A 21606-nucleotide genomic window follows, 5' to 3' on the forward strand; every position below is an offset into this window, starting at 1 on the left:
CCTGGACCCGACAACCACAAGATCCAACCGACAAGCGACCCCCAGGACGCGACAGCGCGGCGCCAGCAAGATCCGGTGGTCCCCCATCGCGGACCTTGGAGAGCCAAGGCATCTCCTTGGGTGCGGGAGCCACAAGATTCGGCCGAAGAGCGACCTCGAAGGTGCAGCGCGGCGGTGCGGACAGGGTCGAAAATTCTGGCATCGGGTCGGCAACCTGACGCGTCGAGAAACTGACGAGACGGGAGGCCGCGCGGCAAAAGGGCGGGGTACACATCGAACCGCGCGGCGCAAGCGAACCGCGCGGGCGCACGGCGAACCGCGCAGGCGCAAGCGAACCGCGCAAGCGAAGCGAACCGCGTGGGCGCAAAGCGCAGCGCGGACGCACGGCAACCTCGGGGAAGCGCGGCGAAGCTCGGAAACATGGCAAACCGAGCAGGCGCACAGCCGCAACGCGAAGGCCGCCGTAGCGCCAGCACCGCGCCGCAAAGCCGCCGAGCCCCCGGCCGCCCACCGCAGGATCCAGCAGCCGAAGGCACCCACCCGAACCACACCAGGGCTCGGCGGCGGGGATGCCCCACGCAGGGATCAAGCCTGACCGCCCGAAGTGGGGCATCCCCGCCCCCAAGCCCAGCATGCACTCACCAGAAACCGACTAGAACAAAGCACGAACCCCGCGTTCGGCGGGAGCGACGGTCAGCACCATGCACCCACCCACGACATGAAATTGATCTTGCTCAGGACAGATGCGCGAGAAGATCCTGCCGAGTGAGGACCCCCGCCGGCTTGCCGTCGACCAGGACCATCGCCGCATCCGCGTGCTCCAGCAGCGACACCGCCTCGCTCACCGGCTGCCCGCCGCCGATCATCGGCAGCGGCTCGGCCATGTGCCGTTCGATGGTGTCGTGCAGGTGTGCCTGGCCGGTGAACAGCGCGTCCAGCAGCGCCTTCTCCGCGATCGAGCCGGCCACCTCGCCGGTCACCACCGGGGGTTCGGCCTTGAGCACCGGGAGCTGGCTGACGCCGTACTCGCGCATGTAGTCGATCGCGTCGCGGACCGTCTCGGTCGGGTGCACGTGGACCAGCGGCGGCATCGCGCCGCTCTTGGCGCCCAGGGCCGCCGCCACCGTGGCCTCGTCGCCGCCGGTGGTCAGGAAGCCGTAGCGGGCCATCCAGGTGTCGTTGAAGATCTTGGACAGGTAGCCGCGGCCGCCGTCCGGGAGCAGCACCACGACCACGTCGTCGGGGCCGGCCTTGCGGGCCACCTCCAGCGCCGCGACCACTGCCATGCCGCAGCTGCCGCCGACCAGCAGGCCCTCCTCGCGGGCGAGCCGGCGGGTCATCGCGAACGAGTCCGAGTCGGACACCTCGATGATCTCGTCGCAGATGCCGCGGTCGTACGTCTCCGGCCAGAAGTCCTCGCCGACGCCCTCGACCAGGTACGGCCGGCCGCTGCCGCCGGAGTACACCGAGCCCTCGGGGTCGGCGCCGATGACCCGGACCGGGCCCTGTTCCTTGAGGTACTTGCCGACGCCGGTGATGGTGCCGCCGGTGCCGACGCCCGCCACGAAGTGGGTGATCCGGCCCTCGGTCTGCTTCCACAGCTCCGGACCGGTCTCCTCGTAGTGCGAGCGCGGGTTGGCCGGGTTGCTGTACTGGTCGGGCTTCCACGCGCCGGGGATCTCCCGGGCCAGCCGGTCCGAGACGTTGTAGTAGGAGCGCGGGTCCTCCGGCGCGACGGCGGTCGGGCAGACCACCACCTCGGCCCCGTACGCCCGCAGCACGTTCTGCTTGTCCTCGCTGACCTTGTCCGGGCAGACGAAGACGCACCGGTAGCCGCGCAGTTGCGCCACCAGGGCCAGGCCGACGCCGGTGTTGCCGCTGGTCGGCTCGACGATGGTGCCGCCCTCACGGAGCAGGCCGGCCTTCTCGGCGTCCTCGACCATCCGCAGGGCGATGCGGTCCTTCACGGATCCGCCGGGGTTGAAGTATTCGACCTTGGCGAGGACGGTCGCCGCTATGCCGTCGGTGACGCTGTGCAGCCGTACCAGGGGGGTGTCCCCGATGATGTCGACGACATTGTCGTAGTACCGCACGTCGCTGTGCCCTTCTGCGCTGCTGACCTGGATCCGGCCAGCCTACGGCTCAGCTCACCACGGAACCCGGCAGGACGGCGTCGCGCGCCTTCTCCCACTCCAGGAAGCGTTCGGTCTCGCTCAGCACCGAACCCGCCAGCCAGGTGATCATCACCGCGTCGTCGGCCAGCCCGAAGACCAGCAGGGCCGCCTCAGGGACGGCGTCGATCGGGGAGACGACGTACAGCGTCGCCGCGGTCATGAGGGCCACCCGCAGGCCGCCGTCGTACTCGCCCTTGGCGGTTGCCTTGATCATCCGGGGCAGCGCGGAAACGCGCTTGCCGATCGACGGGCCGCCGCGGGCCCCTGCCATGAGCGCCTTCGCCAGCGCCGTGAACGCGGCGGTCCGGCGCAACGTTCTGGCCATGTCGTCCCCTTTCGCTCTCACCAGCATGACGGCAATGCGCTAGTAGTGCCCTCTCGGCGCGGGGTTCAGACAGTTGTCGCATGGGCGAGTTAGCCTCGAAAGCCCCACCATCGCCGGCAGCCGGGCTTCTCGACCCTCGGCTGACGGGCAGGTTCCCACCGAGCGAGAGCGAGGGAGAGCGTGCGGCAGGTGCGCAGTTTGACGGCGACGGAGTGGCAGCGCCTCCGTTTCGCGGGTCAGGTAGCGGGCGGCGTCACCGGCGCCGCGGCGGGGCTGACCGTCCTCTCGGCGGGCGTGCTGCTGCGGCAGGCCGCCGAGGCCCGCCGGATCATCCCGATGGCGGAGGCGCCCCCGCCCCGCGGCGACGGCGTGTACGGCCCGAAGTTCCCCGGCAAGCCCCTGAGCATGGTGATTCTCGGCGACTCCACCGCGGCCGGGTACGGCGTGCACCGGCCCCGCGAGACCCCCGGAGCGCTGCTGGCCACGGGGGTCTCGCGACGCCTGCGCCGGCCGGTCCGCCTGCACCGGCTCGCCGTGGTCGGCTCGATGTCGTCGGGCCTGCCGTACCAGGTGGACGCCGCCCTGGAGTACGAGCCGGAGGTGGCCGTCATCCTGGTCGGCGGCAACGACGTCACCCACTTCTCGGCCCGCAACGCCGCCGTGCGCCACCTCGCCGACTCGGTGCGCCGGCTGCGCTCGGTCGGCTGCAAGGTGGTCGTCGGCACCTGCCCCGACATCGGCGCCATCCAGCCCATCAAGCCGCCGCTGCGCTGGCTGGCCCGCCGGTGGAGCCGCCAGCTCGCCGCCGCGCAGACCGTCGCCGTGGTCGAGGCCGGCGGCCGCACGGTGTCCATCGGCGACCTGCTCGGCCCGGCCTTCGAGGCCGATCCGGTACGGATGTTCAGCTCCGACCGCTTCCACCCGTCGGTCGAGGGTTACGCCCGCGCGGCGGCGGTCATGATGCCCACGCTGATGGCCATGCTCGGCGAGGACGACCGGGCCCCCGCCACCGGCGCCGACGGCGTGCGCAGCCTGCCGGAGGCGGCGCACGAGGCGGTCCGCGCGGCGGGCACCGAGGTCAGCCCGGCGCAGGTCGACGGCCACGAGCGGGGGCCGGCCGGCCGCTGGGCCCAGTTGCGGCACCATCCGTGGTTCGGCGAGCCACGTCTGTGGTTCGGCCACCGCGCCGCGTCGTTGTCGTTCGGCGGCGGTCCCGTTCGCAGCGTGCCCGGCCGGTCGGCCCCGAGCGCCGTAGGCTGGACCCCAGCGGATCATCAGACAGCCGTCGACTGACGGAGTGGCACTGCGGCAGGGAGGCGACATGGCGGGCCTGGCGGGACGGATCGGCAAAGCGACGGCCACGACGTTGTTCGCCGGGGCAGTCGGCAGTGTCGCGCTGCTGGCGGGCGAGGCGATCGCGGCCCGCACCCGGCGGTACGCCAAGCCCACTATGGGTCTGGCCCTGCGCACCTCGATGGGCCCGTCGGCGGCCCCCGCGCTGCGGCTGGTGCTGCTGGGCGACTCGGCGGCGATCGGCGTCGGGGTGGAGTGGCTGTCCGAGACCGTCGGCGGCCAGCTCGCCCGGCTGCTCGCCGAGGGCACGCCGGAGACCGGCCAGCGGCACGTCCTGCTGTCCAGCGTCGGCGTGGCCGGCTCCCGGTCGACCGATCTGGCCACCCAGGTGGCCCGGGCGCTGCTCGGGGACCGCCCGGACGTGGCGGTGGTGCTCATCGGGGCCCGCGACGCGACCGGCCTGCGCAGCGCGGAGGAGTCGGCCGCCCACCTCGGCGACGCCGTGCGGCGGCTGCGCAAGGCGGGCGTGCAGGTCGTTGTCGGCACGTGTCCCGACCTGGGCGCCGTACGCTCGATCGCCCCGCCGCTGCGGCAGCTCACCGGCTGGGTGGGCCGCCGGGTGGCCCGGGCCCAGGCGGCCGCGGTGACCAGCGCCGGCGGGGTCGTCGTGGACCTGGCCGACGAGACCGGGGCGGTGTTCCGGGCGGACGCGGGCACCCTCTGTTACGACGGCTTCCACCCCTCGGCCGACGGTTACCGGGTGTGGGCGCACGCGCTGTACCCGGCCGTGCTGGACGCGGCCCAGGCGGCGGGCCGACGCTCGACCCAGGAATAAGTCGGACAATTTGGTGTGACGAACTGATGCTTCCGCGTCAAGTTACCGGCGCGTTAACGTGGGCTCCATGCCGGAAGCTGTCATCGTCGCCACCGCCCGCTCCCCCATCGGCCGAGCCGTCAAGGGCTCGCTGAAGGACCTGCGCCCCGACGACCTCGCCGCGACCATCATCGACGCCGCGCTGAGCAAGGTCCCGCAGCTCGACCGCACGCTGATCGAGGACCTGTACCTGGGCTGCGGCCTGCCCGGCGGCGAGCAGGGCTTCAACATGGCCCGCGTGGTCGCCACCCTGCTGGGCCTGGACGGCCTGCCGGGCGCCACCGTGACCCGGTACTGCTCCTCGTCGCTGCAGACGACCCGGATGGCCTTCCACGCCATCAAGGCCGGCGAGGGCGACATCTTCCTGTCGGCCGGCGTCGAGACGGTGTCCCGGTTCGGCCGCGGCAACTCCGACGGCCTGCCGCCGGAAGCCCAGGCGCTGGTCGGCGGCGGCTGGGAGAACCCGAAGTTCGCCGAGGCCCGGGCCCGCACCACCGAGGCCGCGAAGAACGGCGGCGTCTGGCACGACCCCCGCGAGGACGGCAACCTGCCCGACATCTACCTCGGCATGGGCTACACCGCGGAAAACCTGGCCCAGGCGTACGACGTGAGCCGCCAGGACATGGACGAGTTCGGCGTCCGCAGCCAGAACCTGGCCGAGAAGGCCATCGCCAACGGCTTCTGGCAGCGCGAGATCACCCCGGTGACCACCCCCGACGGCAAGGTCGTCTCGACCGACGACGGCCCCCGCCCCGGCGTCACCATGGAGGCCGTGTCGGCCCTCAAGCCGGTGTTCCGCCCCGACGGCCGGATCACCGCCGGCAACTGCTGCCCCCTGAACGACGGAGCGGCAGCCGTGGTCGTCATGAGCGACACCAAGGCCCGCGAGCTGGGCATCACCCCGCTGGCCCGGATCGTGTCGACCGGCGTCACCGCGCTCTCGCCGGAGATCATGGGCCTGGGCCCGGTCGAGGCGTCCCGGCAGGCCCTGAAGCGCGCCGGCATGACCATCGACGACGTCGACCTGGTCGAGATCAACGAGGCCTTCGCGGCGCAGGTCATCCCCTCGTACCGCGAGCTGGGCATCCCGCTGGAAAAGCTCAACGTCAACGGCGGGGCGATCGCGGTCGGCCACCCGTTCGGCATGACCGGCGCCCGCATCACCGGCACGCTGCTGAACTCCCTGGACTGGCACGACAAGAGCATCGGCCTGGAGACGATGTGCGTCGGCGGCGGGCAGGGGATGGCGATGGTGCTGGAGCGGCTCAGCTAGAGGTTTCCGCCGGGTCCGGCTGCCGTAGGGGGTGGTCGGGCTCGGCGGTTCGCATTTCGCTTCTGCTCTGAGCAAATCCAGATCAAGATCTAGATCATGTCGTGCCTGGTTGCAGATAACTGACCGTCGCTCCCGCCGATTGAGTGCTGATTGCATGGCTTCATCCGGCTTGAGCTGGTGGCGACATCGCACTGCTGATTCCGCGCACCCTTCTCGGTTTCCGGCCGTGTGCGGGGTCTCGGCCGCGGCTCGCTTCCGACCGTGCCCGACTCCTGGCGGTGCGCGGTTTCTGGCGGTGCGCAGAGTCTTCTCGTTCTGCTCTTCAGGGCTCCGCGTCACCCGTTGACGTCCCTCCCCGCCGGATCTTGATGACTTAGCGCCCGAAAAGCGTCTGTGCGTCCCAAGATCCGTGCAGGTGGGGCGGACATGATGCGGCTGCTGCTAGTCGGCTGGATCTTGTTGCACCGCAGCCTCGGAGACCACCCTTACTCACCAAGATTCGTGCGGTGGGCAGTGTGGGTAGGTGTTGCTGACCCACGATCTCAGCGCCGCGGCGTCCCGCTGGGCCGCCGATGCCAGCGCGACGCAGCCAGCACTAACGCCAACCCAGCGCCAGCGAAGCCACCCCCGAGTTACCCGTTGCCGCGAGGCACCCCGTCGTCGGCCCGGGTTGTTTCCGTGGAGGAACGCGGAACCTACGCGCCCGGACCTCCGGTCGAGATCTTGGTAACTCATGGCCCTCAGAGGGGCCGATTCTCATCAAGGTCTCTAGTGGCTTCGAGCGCCGCCCCCGGCCCGCCGTGCACTGGGAGCCCCGCGAGCCGCCGACCCGCCGCAGCTCCCGAGTCGCCCGAGTCGCGCAAGCCCCCAGGCCGCGCGTCCAGCCGCGGCTTCCGAGCCGCCCGAAGCACACAAGCCCAAGGCCGCTCGAGCCACCGCGCCCCTCCGACCCACCGCACGCCTCCGAAGCGCGCGAGCCGTGGAGCCGTCATACGTCACGGGCCCCGCCGGCCTCGCCAGCCGAGGGAGCCACGCCAACCGCGCGAAACCCGCCGACCGCGGAAGCCCAGCAAGCCGCAGGAACCCCGCCGGCCAAGGCAGCCGCGCGAGCCCCAGATAAGGCGACCGCAACGACGCCGTCCGCGACCCCAACGCCCCGTCGGGCCGGCCCCCACGAGCCGCGCGAGCCCCACGAGCCGCGCCCGTTCAACCGCCGCGCCCTCAATCGCCGCGCCGTAGAGCCGCCCCCCTCCCGCACAGAGTGAGCCCTCGCGGGTGAGTGCGTCAGAGCTGAGTCCGGGTTCTCGACACCGCTTCGGTAGCCGAAGACAGGACGTCGTCCGGCGGCTCTGCGATGAGCAGGTCGTCTGCCATCACCCGGAGCTGGTCGGGCAGGACCGTGTCGGCCAGGCGCGGGATCGGGCGGCGCCGGCGTTGTTCGGCGTCCGCGGCGGCGTCGGCCAGTTGTTGGACGAGTTTGCGGACCGCCTCGGCGCGGGTGGTGTCGCCGGCTGCGGCTGGGGCGTTCCAGCGGCTCGCCTCCCAGTGCCCGACCTGCGTGATCAGCCGCTGCACGGCGGTCTCGAACTCATTTGCGCCCACCCGGCGACACTACCCGCAGACGGGGCAGCGCCCGGTCCGCGGGGAGGCGGGCCGGGCGCTGCCGGGTGTTGCTGGCGGGGCGGCTAGTCGTCGCCTTGGAGGAAGCTCAGCAGGCGCAGCACCTCGAGGTACAGCCAGATGAGGCTGACCAGGATGCCGAACGCCGCCGTCCAGGAGTAGCGCTGCGGCAGACCCATCCGCACGCCCTCCTCGACCTCGTTGAAGCTGAGGATGAAGCTCAGCGACGCGACGACGATGCAGATGATGCTGAAGCCGATGCCGAGGGCGCCGTTGCTGCGCAGCCCGGTGGTGACGTCGAACAGGGACAGCACGAAGTTGATCAGCATGACGGCGAACAGGCCGGCCATGACCGCGATCATGCCGCGGACGAACTTCGGGGTGGCCCGGATGACGCGCGCCCGGTAGAGGAACGCCATCAGGAAGAACACGCCGAAGGTGGCGATCACCGCCTGCAGGACGATGCCCTGGTAGCCGGCGATCTCCTGGTAGAACTTGCTCACCAGGCCGACGAACGCGCCCTCGATGACCGCGTAGGCCACGACCAGGGCCGGGTTCGCCATCCGGGAGAAGGAGATGATCAGGCCGAGCACCAGGCCGACCACCGCGGCGCCGATCCAGGCCACGCCGAGCAGCGAGTCGGGGATCAGGTTCCAGGCCGCGACGGCGGAGACGCCGGTGATGCCGAGGAGCGTGACGGTCTTGACGACCACGTCGTCGATCGTCATGGGTTGCACTGCCGGCGCGGACGCCGGATATCCCGGGGCGCTCGGGTACGGCTGCCCGTAACCCGGCTGACCGGCGGCCGGGCCGTACGGTCCGGCCGGGTTGTATCCGGCGGTCCGCTCCCGCTCGGCCGCCTGGCCGAGGCGCGAGAGCACCGGGTTGGAAGTCTTCACTGTGTCCAGCCTCCCTTGAGGTTGAGGCACGTAGGGGCCGTGCCGTTCAAGGGTAAGCGCAATACCACCTGGATGACGCCCGGGGAAGCTGTGAGCAGGCTGAAAACGTGCCCGGGGCGGGTCTCGAACCCGCACGCCTTTTGGGCAGCCGCTTTTAAGGCGGCCGTGTCTGCCGTTCCACCACCCGGGCGGAGGTGATGATGCCCACCGTAGCGGGTCGAGCCCGCCCGGCAGTACGCCGGACGGGCACAAACCACGCTCAGCGGGAGCCCGCGCCCACCGGCTCGGCGCCGCGGTCGTTGCCCAGCGGCGGCGTCACGTGGGTGAACTCCTCCCGCGGGGTGTGCAGCTGCCCCAGCGAGATGACCTCGCGCTTGAGCACGAACGCCAGCGTCCAGTCGACCAGCACCCGCACCTTGCGGTTGAACGACGGGATGCGGCTCATGTGGTACGTGCGGTGCATGAGCCACGCGGGCAGGCCCTTGAGCTTGATGCCGTAGATCTTGGCCACGCCCTTGTACAGGCCCAGGCTGGCGACGCTGCCCGCGTACTTGTGCCGGTAGTCCTTGGGCTGGGCGCCGATGATCACCGCGCGGATGTTGTCGGCCAGCACCGAGGCCTGGCGGACCGCGTGCTGCGCGCTCGGCGAGCACCAGGCGCCGGGGCTGGTCAGGTCGGGGACCTGCGCGCAGTCGCCGGCCGACCAGGCGCCGTCGAGCACCCGGTCGCCGTCGACGACCTGCAGGGTCGTGGCGCAGGTGAGGTGGCCGCGCGGGCCGCGGGGCAGGTCGGTCTGGTCGAGCATGGGCGACGGCTTGACGCCGGCCGTCCAGACGATGGTCTCGGCGCGGAAGACCTCGCCGTCGGACAGGTGCACCTCGCCGTCGACGCAGGACTCCATCCGGGTCTCGAGCCGGATGTCGATGCCGCGCTTCTGCAGCTGGCGGGCCGCGTACGCGCCCATCTCGGGGCCGACCTCGGGCAGGATGCGGTTGGACGCCTCGACCAGGACGAAGCGGAGCTCCTGCTGCTCCAGCTCCGGGTAGTACTTGAGGCCGTCGCGGACCACGTCCTCCATCTCGGCCAGCGCCTCGACGCCGGCGTAGCCGCCGCCGACGAAGACGAAGGTGAGCGACGCCTTGCGCATCTGCTCGTCCGGGGTGGTGGCCGCGATGTCCAGCCGGTCCAGGATGTGGTTGCGCAGGTAGATGGCCTCGCCGATGGTCTTGAAGCCGATGCCGCGCTCGCGCAGGCCGGGGATCGGCAGGGTGCGCGACACGGAGCCCGGGGCCACCACGATGTGGTCGTAGGCGATCTCCTTGACCGGCCCGTCGATGGGCTGGACGGTGACCGTCTTGCGGGCGTGCTCGATCCGGGTGACCTCGCCGGAGACGATGCGGCAGCGCTTGAGCTCGCGGCGCAGCGGCACCACCGAGTGGCGCGGCGAGATGTTGCCGGCCGCCGCCTCCGGCAGGAAGGGCTGGTACGTCATGTGCGGCTGAGGATCGATGACGATCACTTCAGCCTGCGCCGAGTTGAGCTTCCTCGACAGGCGCAGGGCCGCGTAGAGCCCCACGTGACCTGCCCCTACGACAACGATCCGCTGAGGTTTCACCGTTTCATTGTCCCGATGCGGGCGGCGCCGTGCGCGGTTCTGTGACCAAGCACAACCCCGTTGGTCAAGGGCCGTTACGCACAAGTTGCGCTTTCATTTCCCCCGGTCACGACCGGCGCAGCAGCCGGCCCAGCAGCAGGGTCACGGCCACCGCCGCGGCCAGCCCCACCAGCGTCGCCACCAGGAACGCTCCCCCGGCCAGCTCGGCCGTCAGGCCCAGCGTGATCACGGTCAGCACGGCCGAGATCAGCACCACCAGCAGGGCGCGGACCAGCCAGCCGCCGACCACGTCGACGTTCACCAGCGCGTCGTACGGCAGCACCGCCGCCAGCGCGGCCAGCGTGTGCCCGACGTAGAGCAGGGCGGCCAGGCTCAGCACCCGCCACAGCGCGACCCGGGCGTCGTACCAGGTGGTGTCGAGGATCCAGCCGCCCACCACGACCAGCACGGCGAACGTCACGCCCCGCCCGCGCGGCGCGATCGCCGGGTAGACGCCGGCCAGGCCGAGCAGGACGACGTAGCGCGTCGAGGTCAGCGCGGACGGCCAGGCCACCAGCAGGGCCAGCACGAACGCCAGGGCGATCCCGCCCCGGACGAGCAGCGGCAGGGCGGTGGCGCGGGCCGCGACGGTCCGCGTCCGCTCGATCCGCCGGGTGATGCCGTCGAGCATGTCAGCGCCCCCGGGGTGCGGAGGCCAGCCGGGACACGTCCCGCAGCACCAGGTCCAGGCTGCCCGCCCCGGCCCAGGTCACCACCGGTACGCCGTGTTCGCGCAGCCGGCCCAGCACGTTCTCGCGTTCCATCCGCCACAGCCGGGTGGCCAGCGGCGTCCAGGTGCTGCGGTTCGGCGGGGCGGCGCCGGCCGGCAGCGTGTCGACCGCGACGGTGAAGCGGCCGGACTGGGTGAGCCCGGCCAGCATGTCGGCCGAGCGCGGGTCCACCAGCGGGGTCAGCACCACCACCAGCGCGTCGGAGGACACGTGGTGGGCGCCGAACACGTGCTCGTGCGGGCCCTGGTCGCCGGTGTCGGCGCGGACGTCGAGCAGCCACTCGAGCACGGTCAGGTACTGCCGGCGGCCGGTGGCGGCGCGCAGCCGGCGGGCCGAGGAGCCGTACTCCATCAGCGAGACGCGGTCGCCGCGCTGCAGGTAGTGCTCGGCGATCGCGGCGGCCGCGCGGACGGTCGTGTCCAGCACCGACGCCCGGCCCTTGACGCCGCCGGACGCCCCGGCCTCGCCGAGCACGTCCAGCAGCAGCAGCACCTCGGCGTCGCGGTCGCTGAGGGTGGAGGCGACGTGCAGGTCGCGGGTGCGCAGCGACACCCGCCAGTCGATGCGGCGCAGCCGGTCGCCGGGCGCGAACGGGCGTACCCCGGCCAGCTCGCCGCCCTCGCCGGGCCGCCGCGAGCGGTGGTTGCCGACCAGGCCGGCCGCCGCGGGCATCGCCTCGGTGGCCGCGAACGGCTCGGTCTCGGGGTAGACGCGCACCCGCCGGGCGGGCGTGACGACCGGGCGGCAGGCGAGCAGGCCACCGCAGGCGGCGACCCGGGCCGCGGCGGGGCCCACCTCGTGCCGGCCCCAGCGGGTCGCCCGGCCGGGCAGCTCGACGGCGGTCCAGCCGTCGGGCGCCACCGTGACCGCGAACGGCCGGTCGGCGTCCGGCAGGTCCAGCCACGGCGAGGTCCGGGTCCGCACGACCACCAGGTCGTACGGGATGACGTCGGGGTTGGCCACGGTGAGCCCGGCGCCGACCTCCCCGCCCTCGACGATGTGCTCCTCGGCCGCGTCGACGGTCAGCTCGGGCGCGGACCGCGGCATCCGGCGCAGCCCGATGGCCGCGCCGATCGCGAACGGCGCCGCCAGCAGCACCAGGTCGACCCGGCCCAGGGCCACGCCGAGCACCAGCAGCAGGCCGGTGAGCAGCACCGTGCGGCCCAGCGCCCGGGTGGGCACCCAGGCGGGCGCCGCCCACCCCTCGTCGGCCGCCGACGCCGGAGGCGGTACGGCGGCCCGCAACGACGGCGGCTCGATGGCTGTCACTGGCCGGTGTACCCGCCCGCGTACGTCGGCAGGGCGCCGCTGGCCGGCGCCGGCACGTTCTGCAGCACCTCCTGGACCACGAACGACGGGTCGACCCGCCGCAGCCACATCTCCGGCCGCAGCGTGATCCGGTGGGCCAGCGCGGGGACCGCCACGTCCTTGACGTCCTCCGGCACCACGAAGTCGCGGCCGGCCATCGCCGCCCGGGCCCGGGCCAGCAGGAGCAGGGCCAGCGAGCCGCGCGGCGACGAGCCGACCAGGGCGGAGGCGTGCTCGCGGGTGGCCGAGGTCAGCGCCACGATGTACCGGCCGATCGAGTCCTCGACCGCGACCTGCTCCAGCCCGGCCTGCATGGCCATCAGCCGGTGGGCGTCGACCACCGGGGCCAGCTGCGACTCCTCCTGGCGGCGGGACATCCGCCGGCGCAGCACCTCCCACTCCTCGTCGCGGGTCGGGTAGCCGAACGACACGCGCAGCAGGAAGCGGTCGAGCTGGGCCTCGGGCAGCGGGTAGGTGCCCTCGTACTCGATCGGGTTGGCGGTGGCCAGCACGTGGAACGGCGGGTCGAGCCGGTATGTGACGCCCTCGACGGAGACCTGCTTCTCCTGCATCGCCTCCAGCAGCGCGGCCTGGGTCTTCGGCGGCGTCCGGTTGATCTCGTCGGCGAGCAGCATGTTGGTGAAGACCGGCCCGGCGCGGAAGGCGAAGTCCCCCTTGCGCTGGTCGTAGAGGAAGGAGCCGGTGACGTCGGCGGGCAGCAGGTCGGGGGTGAACTGCAGGCGGCGGAAGTCGAGGCCGAGCGCCTGGGCGAAGCAGCGGGCGGTCAGCGTCTTGCCGAGCCCGGGCAGGTCCTCCAGCAGCACGTGACCGCCGGCCAGAATGCCGGCCAGGACCAGCTCGAGGGACTCGCGCTTGCCGACCACCACGCTGCCGACCGAGTCCAGGACAGCGCCGGCCAGCCGGCCCACCTCGTACGGCGGCAGGGCCTCCACGCTCGCGTCCGTCACCGAACCACCCTTCTCAGATCTTCTCTAGTGCCTCGACGTACGTGTCCAGGTCGCGGGGCTTCGGCGCCCGCCGGCCCGGCTGGTCCAGGAACTCCCACAACGGCCCGCCGAGCAGCTCCCGCGCGCGCCGCGGGTCGGACGCGCGGGTGATCCCGTGCCGGAGCCGGAGGCGCTCGTCGGCGAGCTCGGCGAGTACGGGCAGGACGTTACGCGAGAACTTCTCGGCGTCACGCTGCGACCAGTCCAGCTGTTGCTCCCAGCGGCGCACCGCCACCCGCAGGGTATCCGTGCCGGCCCAGCGGTAGTCGCCGTCGTCCTCGCCGCGCCGGGCCGCCGACCGGGGCAGCGGCGGCGGCGCCACTTCGGACACGGCGAGCATCAGCAGGCGCAGCGCCACGAACGCGGCCACGATCAGCAGGACGGACACGCTGATGCCGCGGGACCGCAGCGCCGCCACCGTGACGACGGTGGCCACCCCGACGAGCAGCACGTTGCGGACGGCCCAGCCGAGCCGGGACCGCGGCCGGTCGGCGGTGTCCTCCGGCGGGTCCGGGAGCATGACCTCCGCCGGCCGGCTGCCGAAGAGGTCCTCGAGCCCGCCGTCCTGCTCGCGGCTCACGACGGGACCCCGGCGCCGAGGTCGACGCGCAGCCGTTCGAGGGCCGTGCGGGCCTGCCGGCGCATCTGGTCGTCGACGGTGTGGGTCGCGTACCGGGCCTGGCGGTAGACCGCGGCGAAGGGGGTCAGCACGCCGGCGTCCAGGTGCTGCTCGGCGAGCAGGCGGGCGACCAGGTCGGTGGGGCTGTCGCCGGCGTGCCGGGGGGTACCCGCGGCCGCGGCGGCCTGTTCCAGCCGTACCCAGCACGCGATGACCGCGCGGCGGGGGTCACGGTCGGTGTCGGACAGCTCCTGCAGGCCCGCGTCCAGGGCGGCGACCAGGTCCTCGGCGGTGCGTGACTCCGGCCGGCGCGGATCCCGGCGGCCCGTGCGGCCGGCCCGCCGGCTCAGCGTCTGGCGCACCAGCGCCCAGGCGACCAGGCCGAGGACCAGCACAGCCAGGACGCCGAGCACCACCAGGGCGACGGTGCCGGTCCAGTCGGGCAGCTCGCCGCCGGCCTCGGCCGCCTGCTGCGACGGCTTGACGGCCGGCTCCAGCGAGGGCGGCAGCAGCGGCGGCGCCTCGGTGGTCGGCGCGGCGTCCGGGTTGAACCGCTCCAGCTGCGGCGCCGAGCGGGTGGCCGCCAGCGAGGCCAGGAAGAGCAGCCCGAGGACGGCGGCCAGCGGCCACCAGCGACGCAGTGCGGCGAGATCCAATACGGCAGGCCCTCAGTTCGTCCGCACGGGGCGGAAAATCGGCAGAGAACGCATCATGCCAGGCCCGCCAGGTCTTTGGCACGGCCGAGGACGTCGTCCAGCATCGCCGGGGTGAGCCGGCCGGTGAACGTGTTCTGCTGCGAGACGTGGTAGCAGCCCAGCAACTCCGGCACCCCCGGCTGGCTGACCTGGGCGCCGTGGCCGAAGGCGGGGCGCGGCACGGGCGGGCGTACGCCGTAGACGGCCGTCATCGCGGGCCACCAGGCCGCCCAGGCGAACGCGCCCAGGGCGATGACGACCCGCAGGGTCGACCGGATCAGGGACAGCTCGCGGTGCAGCCACGGCGCGCACGTGTCCCGTTCCACCGGCAGCGGTTTGTTGTCCGGCGGGGCGCAGCGGACGGCCGCGAAGATCCGGGTGTGCCGCACCGCCAGGCCGTCGTCGGCCGCCACGCTGGTCGGCTGGTTGGCCAGGCCGGCCCGGTGCAGCGCGGCGAAGAGCACGTCGCCGGAGCGGTCGCCGGTGAAGATGCGGCCGGTGCGGTTGCCACCGTGGGCGGCCGGCGCCAGCCCCAGGATGGCGATGCCGGCGTCGCCGGGCCCGAAGCCCGGGATGGGTCGCGCCCAGTAGGTCTGGTCACGGAAGGAGGCCCGTTTGACGCGGGCGGTCTCCTCGCGCCAGGCGACCAGGCGTGGGCAGGCGAAACAGTCGGTGACGCCCGCGTCGAGGACCGGCAGGGCGGTCGCGGCGGCCGCGTGCGCGGCGACTTCTTCAGGGCTACGGCTGGGCACGGACTCCAGCACAGCACTGCGCGGTACGGCGGGAGCAGCCGGGGTGGCGGCTCCCGCCGTACCGGTGGGTCAGGACGCCTTCGGCCGCAGGCAGAGCAGGTAGCCCTTGCCCGCGGTGCTGCTGTAGACGTAGTACTCCTCGTTCTCCTTGAAGAACTTCTCGCACGACTTGCTCTTGGTGTCGCTCTCGCCCTCGACCCGGCCCACCACGGTGAACGCGGCGTCGGCCGAGCCGCAGTCGACGACCTTGGCGTTCGCCTCGGTCTCCTCGTCGACCTTCACGTCCTCGGAGGAGGCGACGCAGTCACCGACGGCGGCGTCCTTGGCCTTGTCGCCGAAGAACGCGTCCTTGACCACCAGCACGATGACGAAGACGACGATCGCGCCGACGATGCGCAGGACGAGCCGGCCGACCGCGCTCTTCTTCTTGGGCTCCGGCGGGAAGGCGGCGGGGCTGCCGAAGCCCTGCTGCGCCGGGTCGCCGTACGGCTGGCCGGGCCCGGGCTGGCCGGCCACGGGCGGCGCGCCGTAGGGCTGACCCTCGGCCGGCGGGGCGCCGTAGGGCTGGCCGGGCGCCGGGGCGCTGCCGAAGCCCTGGTTGGCGGGCGGCGGGAAGCCGTCACCGGCAGGGGGCGGCGGGGCGACCGGGTTGCTCACGATGAATCCTCTCGGGTCCGGCCGAGGGGGTCGGCCGATCGGAGCACAACCTAACGACCCGGCGGCGGCGCCGCGACCCCGTTCACTTGCCGGAAGGCGAGACGCTCGGCGAGATGGCCGAAGGGCTGGGCGCCGCACTGGCCGAAGGGTTGACCTCGGCGCCGGCGTCCGGCACGGGCCCCGGGCCGGTCGCCGTGGCCGCCGGGTCCGCGCTGGCCGCGGCGGACGGCGCCCGGAACGGGTCCCGGTCGGCGCAGTACGGGTACGTGAGCGTCTGCACCTCGGTGTAGTTGCCGGAGTCGTCGTAGCAGTACGCGTTGCCCAGCCGCAGCGGCGAGCCGTTCTGGTCGAAGATGCGCGCGTTGCTGACCAGCCGGCCCTGCTCGTCGTACACGAAGAGGTCCTCGATGTTGCCGTACGGGTTGTCGTAGTTGACGTCGGCGTAGGGCGCGCCGCGGCTGGTGCTGTCCGCCTCGAGGAAGCCGCCCAGGGCCACCAGCACCAGCACCACCGAGCCCGCGTAGAGCGCCATCTGCGGCCAGTGGGCCAGCCGCTTCGAGCGGCGGCCGAGCCAGATGGAGCCGAGGACCCCGGCGGCGAGCAGCAGCAGCGCGACGAATTCGCTGCCGCCGATGCGCGGCAGCAGGCCGATGGGCTGGCCGCTGTCGTCGAGCATCCAGGCGAGCACCATGGCCGCCAGGTAGCCGCGCAGCACCCACCACGCCGGGCGCAGCTGCACCAGGAAGTCGCTGGCCCGGGCGGCGCCGAAGAGCGGGCCGAGCCGCCGGTCGGCGACCCGCAGCCGGGCCAGCGCCAGGTCGCGCATCTCCTTGACCTGGTCGGTGCGCTTCGGCGGATCGGGGAAGCCGCCGACGAAGCCGGCGGTGGTGCGCAGGTCCGCGGCGTACGCCTCGGGGCTGCCCAGGCGGTCGGTCAGCGAGCCCTCGCCGTCGGCCACCACTTCGGCCAGGTGTTCGGGCAGGTCCTCGAGCAGTTCGTCGCGCAGCGACTCGGGCAGGTCGCCGAGGGCCGCGCGGACCGCGAACACGTACAGATTGATCTCGTCCTGAGCTGTGGTGATCACGCCGTCTCCCGCTCGCGAAGCAGATCGTCCATCGTGGATGCGAAACCGTGCCAGGTCTTGCCGGAACGCTGCAACTCGGCCCGGCCGGCGGGGTTGAGCGCGTAGTACTTGCGGTGCGGCCCCTCGTCGCTGGGCACCACGTAGGTGGTGAGCAGGCCGGCGTTGAACAACCGGCGCAGGGTGCCGTAGACGGAGGCGTCGCCGACCTCGGTCAGCCCGGCCGTCCGCAACCGGCGCAGGATGTCGTAGCCGTAGCCGTCCTCGTCGCGCAGGGCGGCGAGGCAGGCCAGGTCCAGGACACCCTTGAGGAGCTGGGTCGTATCCACGCGGTGCACACTACTTCGCGATACGAAGTAGTGTCAAAGGCGGGTTACCGCGCGGGGCATCGACCGTTGTCGCACCACGATGGCACCGGCGGTCAAGCCGCGGGGCCCTCAGTCGCGGTGGGTGACGGACCGCAGCGACGACCAGAACTTGTGCAGCGTCGATTCGCCGGGCGCGCGCTCAGCGGTGGGGACGTCGTCGCCCGACGCCGTTCCCGCGGTCGGGGCGTGCGGACGGGGGGCTGCTCCCGCGGTCGGCGCGGTGGCTTCGGGGACGGGTGCCGCTTCCGCGGTCGGCGCGTCGGCGCGGGGTTCGGGGTCGGCCAGGGAGAAGGCGATGCCGTCGAGGATGTCGTGCTCGCTGGCGATCACCGAGGTCTTCCCCGCGCGCTCCATGATGACGCGCAGGATCAGGGCGCCCGCGCCGATCACGTCCGCCCGCCCGGAATGCATCACCGGCAGGTCCCGGCGGTCGGCCACCGTCGAGCCGAGCAGGTCGTGCGTCACCTTGGCCACGTCCTCGTACGGGATCCGCGCGTGATGGATGCGCCGGGAGTCGTACCCCGGCAGGTGCAGAGCCAGCGCCGCCACCGTCGTGACCGAACCGGCCAGCCCGACCAGCGTCGCCGCGCCGTGGCCGGACACCGTCCGCAGGGCGGCGTCCACCGCCTTGACGATGTCCTCCTCCGCCGCCGCGACCTCTTCCGCAGTCGGCGGGTCGCTGTGCAGGTGCCGCTCGGTCATCCGGACGCAGCCGATGTCGACCGAGACCGCGTGCTCGACGTGGTCGCCGCCGACCACGAACTCGGTCGAGCCGCCGCCGATGTCGACCACCAGGTACGGCTGATCGGCCACCAGCCCGGTGACCGCGCCGGCGAACGACAGCCGGGCCTCGTCGTCGCCGGTGATCACCTCGGGGTCCACGCCCAGGGTGGCGCGGACCATCGCGGTGAAGTCCGCCGCGTTCGCCGCGTCCCGGGAGGCCGAGGTCGCGCACATCCGGACCCGGCCGACGCCCAGCTCGGCGATCTCGGCCGCGTACCCGAGCAGCGCCTTGCGGGTCCGCTCGATCGCCTCCGGGCTCAGCCGCCCGGTGCGGTCGACGCCCTCGCCCAGCCGAACGATCTCCATCCGGCGGGCGACGTCGGTCAGCCGCCCGTCGGCGACGTCGGCGATGAGCAGGCGGATCGAGTTGGTACCGCAGTCGATGGCCGCGACTCTCACGCTGACTCCCTAGAGATGGAGAAGCATCCTGGTGTTACCGAGCGTATTCGGCTTGACCCGTTCCAGGTCGAGGAACTCCGCGACACCCTCGTCGTACGAGCGCAGCAGCTGCTCGTAGACGCTGTGCGGCACGGGCGCGCCGTCGATCTCGGTGAAGCCGAACGAGCCGAAGAAGCGGGTCTCGAAGGTCAGACAGAACACCCGGGCCACGCCCAGCTCCCGCGCGACCTTCAGCAGCTCGTTGACCAGCCGGTGGCCGATCTTCAGACCACGGTAGGCCGGGTCGACGGCGACCGTGCGGATCTCGGCCAGGTCCTCCCACATCACGTGCAGCGCTCCGCAGCCCACCACCCGGTCGGCGGCCGCGTCCACGGCGACCCAGAACTCCTGGACGGACTCGTACAGCGTGACGGTCGCCTTGCTCAGCAGCCGGCGATCCGACGTGTAGGTGTCCACCAGGTTCCGGATGGCCCGGACGTCGGACGTGCGCGCGCGACGGATCTCCACCTGCATGCGGCCGAGTTTAGGCAGCCGGCGGCGGCACGCACGGACCGCCTGTCCACCACGGCTCCACCGCGGCGCGGACCTCGTCACCGAACGGGTTGACGCCCGGCCCGGCCGCCAGGGCGTGCCCGAGGTGCACGTGCAGGCACTTGACCCGGTCGGGCATGCCGCCCGCCGAGACGTTCCCGATCTCCTCGACGTGCTCCACCGCTTCGCGGCGCCGCAGGTAGTCCTCGTGTGCCCGCCGGTAGTGCTGCGCGAGCACCGGGTCGGTGGAGAGCCGCTCCTGCATGTCGCGCATGACGCCCGCGGACTCCAGCCGGCTGCACGCCGCCGTGGCGCGCGGGCAGGTCAGGTAGAACATCGTCGGGAACGGCGTGCCGTCGTCGAGGCGCGGCGCGGTCTCCACCACGTCCGGGTTGCCGCAGGGGCACCGGTGGGCGACGGCCCGGGTGCCCCGGGGACGGCGGCCGAGCTGCTCGGCGACGGCCTGGAGATCGGTCTCGGAGGGAGTCGTCATACTACTTTCGCTGATCGGAGTTGGCGGCGGCGACGCTGCCCCAGAGCGTGTCGTACCAGCGGTTCGGGGCGTCCGCCGCGGTGGCCTGGCCGGCGTCGCGGGCCGCGCCGGCCGGGTCGTTCAGCACCAGCAGCGGCACCTCGCCCGGGCGCACGTAGAACAGCCGGTCGCGGGCCTGGGTGCGGATGTACTCGTCGTCCTGCCACTTCAGCACCTCCTCGGTCAGCCCCGCGATCCGCGCCTGCTGCGCGGCCTGGTCGGCCTGCATCTGGGCGATCTGGGACTCCTGGGCGAGGTAGACGCGGACCGGATACGTGTACGCCAGCGCGAGCGCGACCAGCACGACGATGAGCACGGTGGCCCGGCCGGTGAAGGCCTTGGGCCGGGTGGCGACGGTCCGCTTGGTGGCGCCCGCGGCGGCCGCGCGGCGTGCGGCGGCCGGCCGGTTGCCGGACCGGATGCCGCTGGTGGTGCGGGTGGCGGGCAACCGCCGCGGCTCGATCCGGGTGGCGGCGGTGTCACGGGTGCGGGTCGGACGGGCGGCAGTGCGGCTTCCCGGCCGTCCCGCGGCACCGGTGGGACGACGGGACGGACCCTGACCACTCGGTGTGCGGCGCTGCGTCATCCCTGCCCCTCCCCCGGAACTCGCCATGGACCATGGAGTTGCGGCACCCGCCCTGGACACTATGCCCAGCGAACGCGGAGCCACAACTCCATGATCCGTCGACGCAGCGTTACGCGGTGCGGTAACGCGGGAACGCGCCCGCGCCGGCGTACCGGGCGGCGCTGCCGAGCTCTTCCTCGATGCGCAGCAGCTGGTTGTACTTGGCGACGCGGTCGGAACGGGCCGGCGCGCCGGTCTTGATCTGGCCGCTGCCCACAGCCACGGCCAGGTCCGAGATCGTGGTGTCCTCGGTCTCGCCGGAGCGGTGGCTCATCATCGTCTTGAAGCCGGCCCGGTGCGCCATGTCCACGGCGTCCAGGGTCTCGGTCAGCGAGCCGATCTGGTTGACCTTGACGAGGACCGCGTTGGCGGCGCCCTCGGCGATGCCCCGGCCGATGCGGGTGGGGTTGGTGACGAACAGGTCGTCGCCGACGATCTGCACCTTGCCGCCGATCTGGGCGGTCAGCGCCGTCCAGCCGGCCCAGTCCTCCTCGTCCAGCGGGTCCTCGATGGAGACGATCGGGTACGTCTCGGCGAGCTTGGCGTAGTAGTTGATCATCTCGTCGGTCGACTTCGGCGCGCCCTCGAAGACGTACGCCCCGTCCTTGTGGAACTCGGTGGCCGCGACGTCCATGGCGAGCACGATGTCGGTGCCCAGGGTGAAGCCGGCGGCCTGCACGGCCTCGGCGATCAGGTCCAGCGCGGCGGCGTTGGTCGGCAGGCTCGGCGCGAAGCCGCCCTCGTCGCCCAGCCCGGTCGACAGGCCCTTCTTCTTCAGCACCGACTTGAGCGCGTGGTAGACCTCCGCGCCGGTGCGCAGCGCCTCGCGGAACGAGGGCGCGCCGATCGGGGCGATCATGAACTCCTGCACGTCGACGTTCGAGTCGGCGTGCGCGCCACCGTTGAGGATGTTCATCATCGGCACGGGCAGGACGTGCGCGTTGGGGCCGCCGACGTAGCGGAACAGCGGCAGCTCGGCGGAGAGCGCGGCGGCCTTGGCCACGGCGAGCGAGACGCCGAGGATGGCGTTCGCGCCCAGCTCGGACTTGTCGGCCGTGCCGTCGATGTCGAGCATCTTCTCGTCGATCAGGCGCTGCTCGCTGGCCTCGTAGCCGAGCAGCTCGTCGGCGATCTTGTCCTCGACGTTGCTGACCGCCTTCTCGACGCCCTTGCCGAGGTAGCGGCCCTTGTCACCGTCCCGCAGCTCGATCGCCTCGAAGGCGCCCGTGGAGGCGCCCGAGGGCACCGCCGCGCGTCCTACCGTGCCGTCGTCCAGGCCCACCTCGACCTCGACGGTGGGGTTGCCCCGCGAGTCGAGAATCTCCCGGGCGACGATCGCTTCAATGGTGGCCATCTGTCGTGTCGCTCCTCATGCTCGTATGGATAGATTCCAGACCGCGACCCTG

At 72.6% G+C, this 21606-nt stretch carries 21 protein-coding genes, 1 tRNA gene and 1 pseudogene; 3 read left to right on the forward strand and 20 right to left on the reverse strand.

The window, feature by feature from the left end; translation table 11 throughout:
- Positions 1-734: 734 nt before the first annotated feature.
- Together Ani05nite_RS28970 and Ani05nite_RS28975 are read right to left on the reverse strand one after the other, a co-directional pair.
- Positions 735-2093 (reverse strand): cystathionine beta-synthase, encoded by a 1359-nt coding sequence (locus Ani05nite_RS28970; protein WP_203773599.1) that lies wholly within the window; start codon positions 2091-2093, stop codon positions 735-737.
- 49 nt (positions 2094-2142) lie between these two features.
- The gene (locus Ani05nite_RS28975) at positions 2143-2499 is read right to left on the reverse strand and encodes a YkvA family protein (RefSeq protein WP_203773601.1); all 357 of its coding nucleotides are present in this window, start codon (positions 2497-2499) and stop codon (positions 2143-2145) included.
- A gap of 198 nt (positions 2500-2697) precedes the next feature.
- Here Ani05nite_RS28975 and Ani05nite_RS28980 point away from each other — a divergent pair, with 198 nt between their 5' ends.
- The 3 genes from Ani05nite_RS28980 (at position 2698) to Ani05nite_RS28990 (ending at position 5939) form a co-directional block, all read left to right on the forward strand.
- Positions 2698-3792, forward strand: coding sequence for an SGNH/GDSL hydrolase family protein (locus Ani05nite_RS28980; RefSeq protein WP_377882381.1), 1095 nt, complete (start codon positions 2698-2700; stop codon positions 3790-3792).
- 28 nt (positions 3793-3820) lie between these two features.
- Positions 3821-4627 (forward strand): SGNH/GDSL hydrolase family protein, encoded by an 807-nt coding sequence (locus Ani05nite_RS28985; RefSeq protein WP_203773605.1) that lies wholly within the window; start codon positions 3821-3823, stop codon positions 4625-4627.
- Between the two features lie 67 nt (positions 4628-4694).
- Entirely contained in the window at positions 4695-5939 is a 1245-nt protein-coding gene (locus Ani05nite_RS28990; RefSeq protein ID WP_203773607.1) for an acetyl-CoA C-acetyltransferase, read from the forward strand.
- A gap of 1284 nt (positions 5940-7223) precedes the next feature.
- Here the strand turns inward: Ani05nite_RS28990 and Ani05nite_RS28995 are convergent.
- The 18 genes and pseudogenes from Ani05nite_RS28995 to eno all read right to left on the reverse strand — a co-directional run bounded on the left by Ani05nite_RS28995 (position 7224) and on the right by eno (position 21554).
- On the reverse strand, positions 7224-7541 hold the full coding sequence (locus tag Ani05nite_RS28995; protein ID WP_239130726.1) for a hypothetical protein: 318 nt from the start codon (positions 7539-7541) through the stop codon (positions 7224-7226).
- Between the two features lie 83 nt (positions 7542-7624).
- On the reverse strand, positions 7625-8458 hold the full coding sequence (locus Ani05nite_RS29000; protein ID WP_203773609.1) for a Bax inhibitor-1/YccA family protein: 834 nt from the start codon (positions 8456-8458) through the stop codon (positions 7625-7627).
- A gap of 108 nt (positions 8459-8566) precedes the next feature.
- Positions 8567-8648, reverse strand: a tRNA-Leu gene (locus Ani05nite_RS29005).
- A gap of 69 nt (positions 8649-8717) precedes the next feature.
- Complete coding sequence (locus tag Ani05nite_RS29010) at positions 8718-10073, reverse strand: NAD(P)/FAD-dependent oxidoreductase (protein WP_203773611.1); 1356 nt, start codon at positions 10071-10073, stop codon at positions 8718-8720.
- Positions 10074-10179: 106 nt separating this feature from the next.
- Positions 10180-10743, reverse strand: coding sequence for a hypothetical protein (locus tag Ani05nite_RS29015; RefSeq protein WP_203773613.1), 564 nt, complete (start codon positions 10741-10743; stop codon positions 10180-10182).
- Position 10744: 1 nt separating this feature from the next.
- Positions 10745-12088 carry a DUF58 domain-containing protein gene (locus Ani05nite_RS29020; protein WP_239130734.1) on the reverse strand — a complete coding sequence of 448 codons (1344 nt, stop codon included), beginning with the start codon at positions 12086-12088 and terminating at the stop codon, positions 10745-10747.
- Between the two features lie 20 nt (positions 12089-12108).
- Positions 12109-13119 carry an AAA family ATPase gene (locus Ani05nite_RS29025; protein ID WP_203773615.1) on the reverse strand — a complete coding sequence of 337 codons (1011 nt, stop codon included), beginning with the start codon at positions 13117-13119 and terminating at the stop codon, positions 12109-12111.
- A gap of 13 nt (positions 13120-13132) precedes the next feature.
- Positions 13133-13738 (reverse strand): hypothetical protein, encoded by a 606-nt coding sequence (locus Ani05nite_RS29030; protein WP_239130727.1) that lies wholly within the window; start codon positions 13736-13738, stop codon positions 13133-13135.
- Positions 13735-14433, reverse strand: a complete 699-nt coding sequence (locus Ani05nite_RS29035; protein ID WP_203773617.1) for a DUF4129 domain-containing protein — start codon at positions 14431-14433, stop codon at positions 13735-13737. The genes Ani05nite_RS29030 and Ani05nite_RS29035 overlap by 4 nt, the downstream gene beginning before the upstream one ends.
- A gap of 53 nt (positions 14434-14486) precedes the next feature.
- Positions 14487-15224 (reverse strand): uracil-DNA glycosylase, encoded by a 738-nt coding sequence (locus Ani05nite_RS29040; RefSeq protein WP_203773619.1) that lies wholly within the window; start codon positions 15222-15224, stop codon positions 14487-14489.
- Positions 15225-15293: 69 nt separating this feature from the next.
- Positions 15294-15881, reverse strand: a complete 588-nt coding sequence (locus tag Ani05nite_RS29045) for an LppU/SCO3897 family protein (RefSeq protein WP_203773621.1) — start codon at positions 15879-15881, stop codon at positions 15294-15296.
- Positions 15882-15963: 82 nt separating this feature from the next.
- Positions 15964-16965 carry an HAAS signaling domain-containing protein gene (locus Ani05nite_RS29050; protein WP_239130728.1) on the reverse strand — a complete coding sequence of 334 codons (1002 nt, stop codon included), beginning with the start codon at positions 16963-16965 and terminating at the stop codon, positions 15964-15966.
- Positions 16962-17291, reverse strand: coding sequence for a PadR family transcriptional regulator (locus Ani05nite_RS29055; protein WP_203773623.1), 330 nt, complete (start codon positions 17289-17291; stop codon positions 16962-16964). The genes Ani05nite_RS29050 and Ani05nite_RS29055 overlap by 4 nt, the downstream gene beginning before the upstream one ends.
- Positions 17292-17612: 321 nt before the next feature.
- Positions 17613-18512, reverse strand: a pseudogene (locus tag Ani05nite_RS29060) (Ppx/GppA phosphatase family protein); the annotation flags it as partial.
- 9 nt (positions 18513-18521) lie between these two features.
- On the reverse strand, positions 18522-19025 hold the full coding sequence (locus tag Ani05nite_RS29065; RefSeq protein ID WP_203773625.1) for an amino-acid N-acetyltransferase: 504 nt from the start codon (positions 19023-19025) through the stop codon (positions 18522-18524).
- A gap of 10 nt (positions 19026-19035) precedes the next feature.
- Entirely contained in the window at positions 19036-19536 is a 501-nt protein-coding gene (locus Ani05nite_RS29070; RefSeq protein WP_203773626.1) for a DUF501 domain-containing protein, read from the reverse strand.
- A gap of 1 nt (position 19537) precedes the next feature.
- Positions 19538-20161, reverse strand: coding sequence for an FtsB family cell division protein (locus Ani05nite_RS29075; protein WP_203773628.1), 624 nt, complete (start codon positions 20159-20161; stop codon positions 19538-19540).
- 109 nt (positions 20162-20270) lie between these two features.
- Positions 20271-21554: a phosphopyruvate hydratase gene (eno, locus tag Ani05nite_RS29080; protein WP_203773630.1), complete on the reverse strand. Its 1284-nt coding sequence runs from the start codon at positions 21552-21554 to the stop codon at positions 20271-20273.
- Positions 21555-21606: the final 52 nt, after the last annotated feature.

This window comes from Actinoplanes nipponensis, from assembly GCF_016862275.1.
GTDB classification, from domain to species: Bacteria; Actinomycetota; Actinomycetes; order Mycobacteriales; family Micromonosporaceae; genus Actinoplanes; species Actinoplanes nipponensis.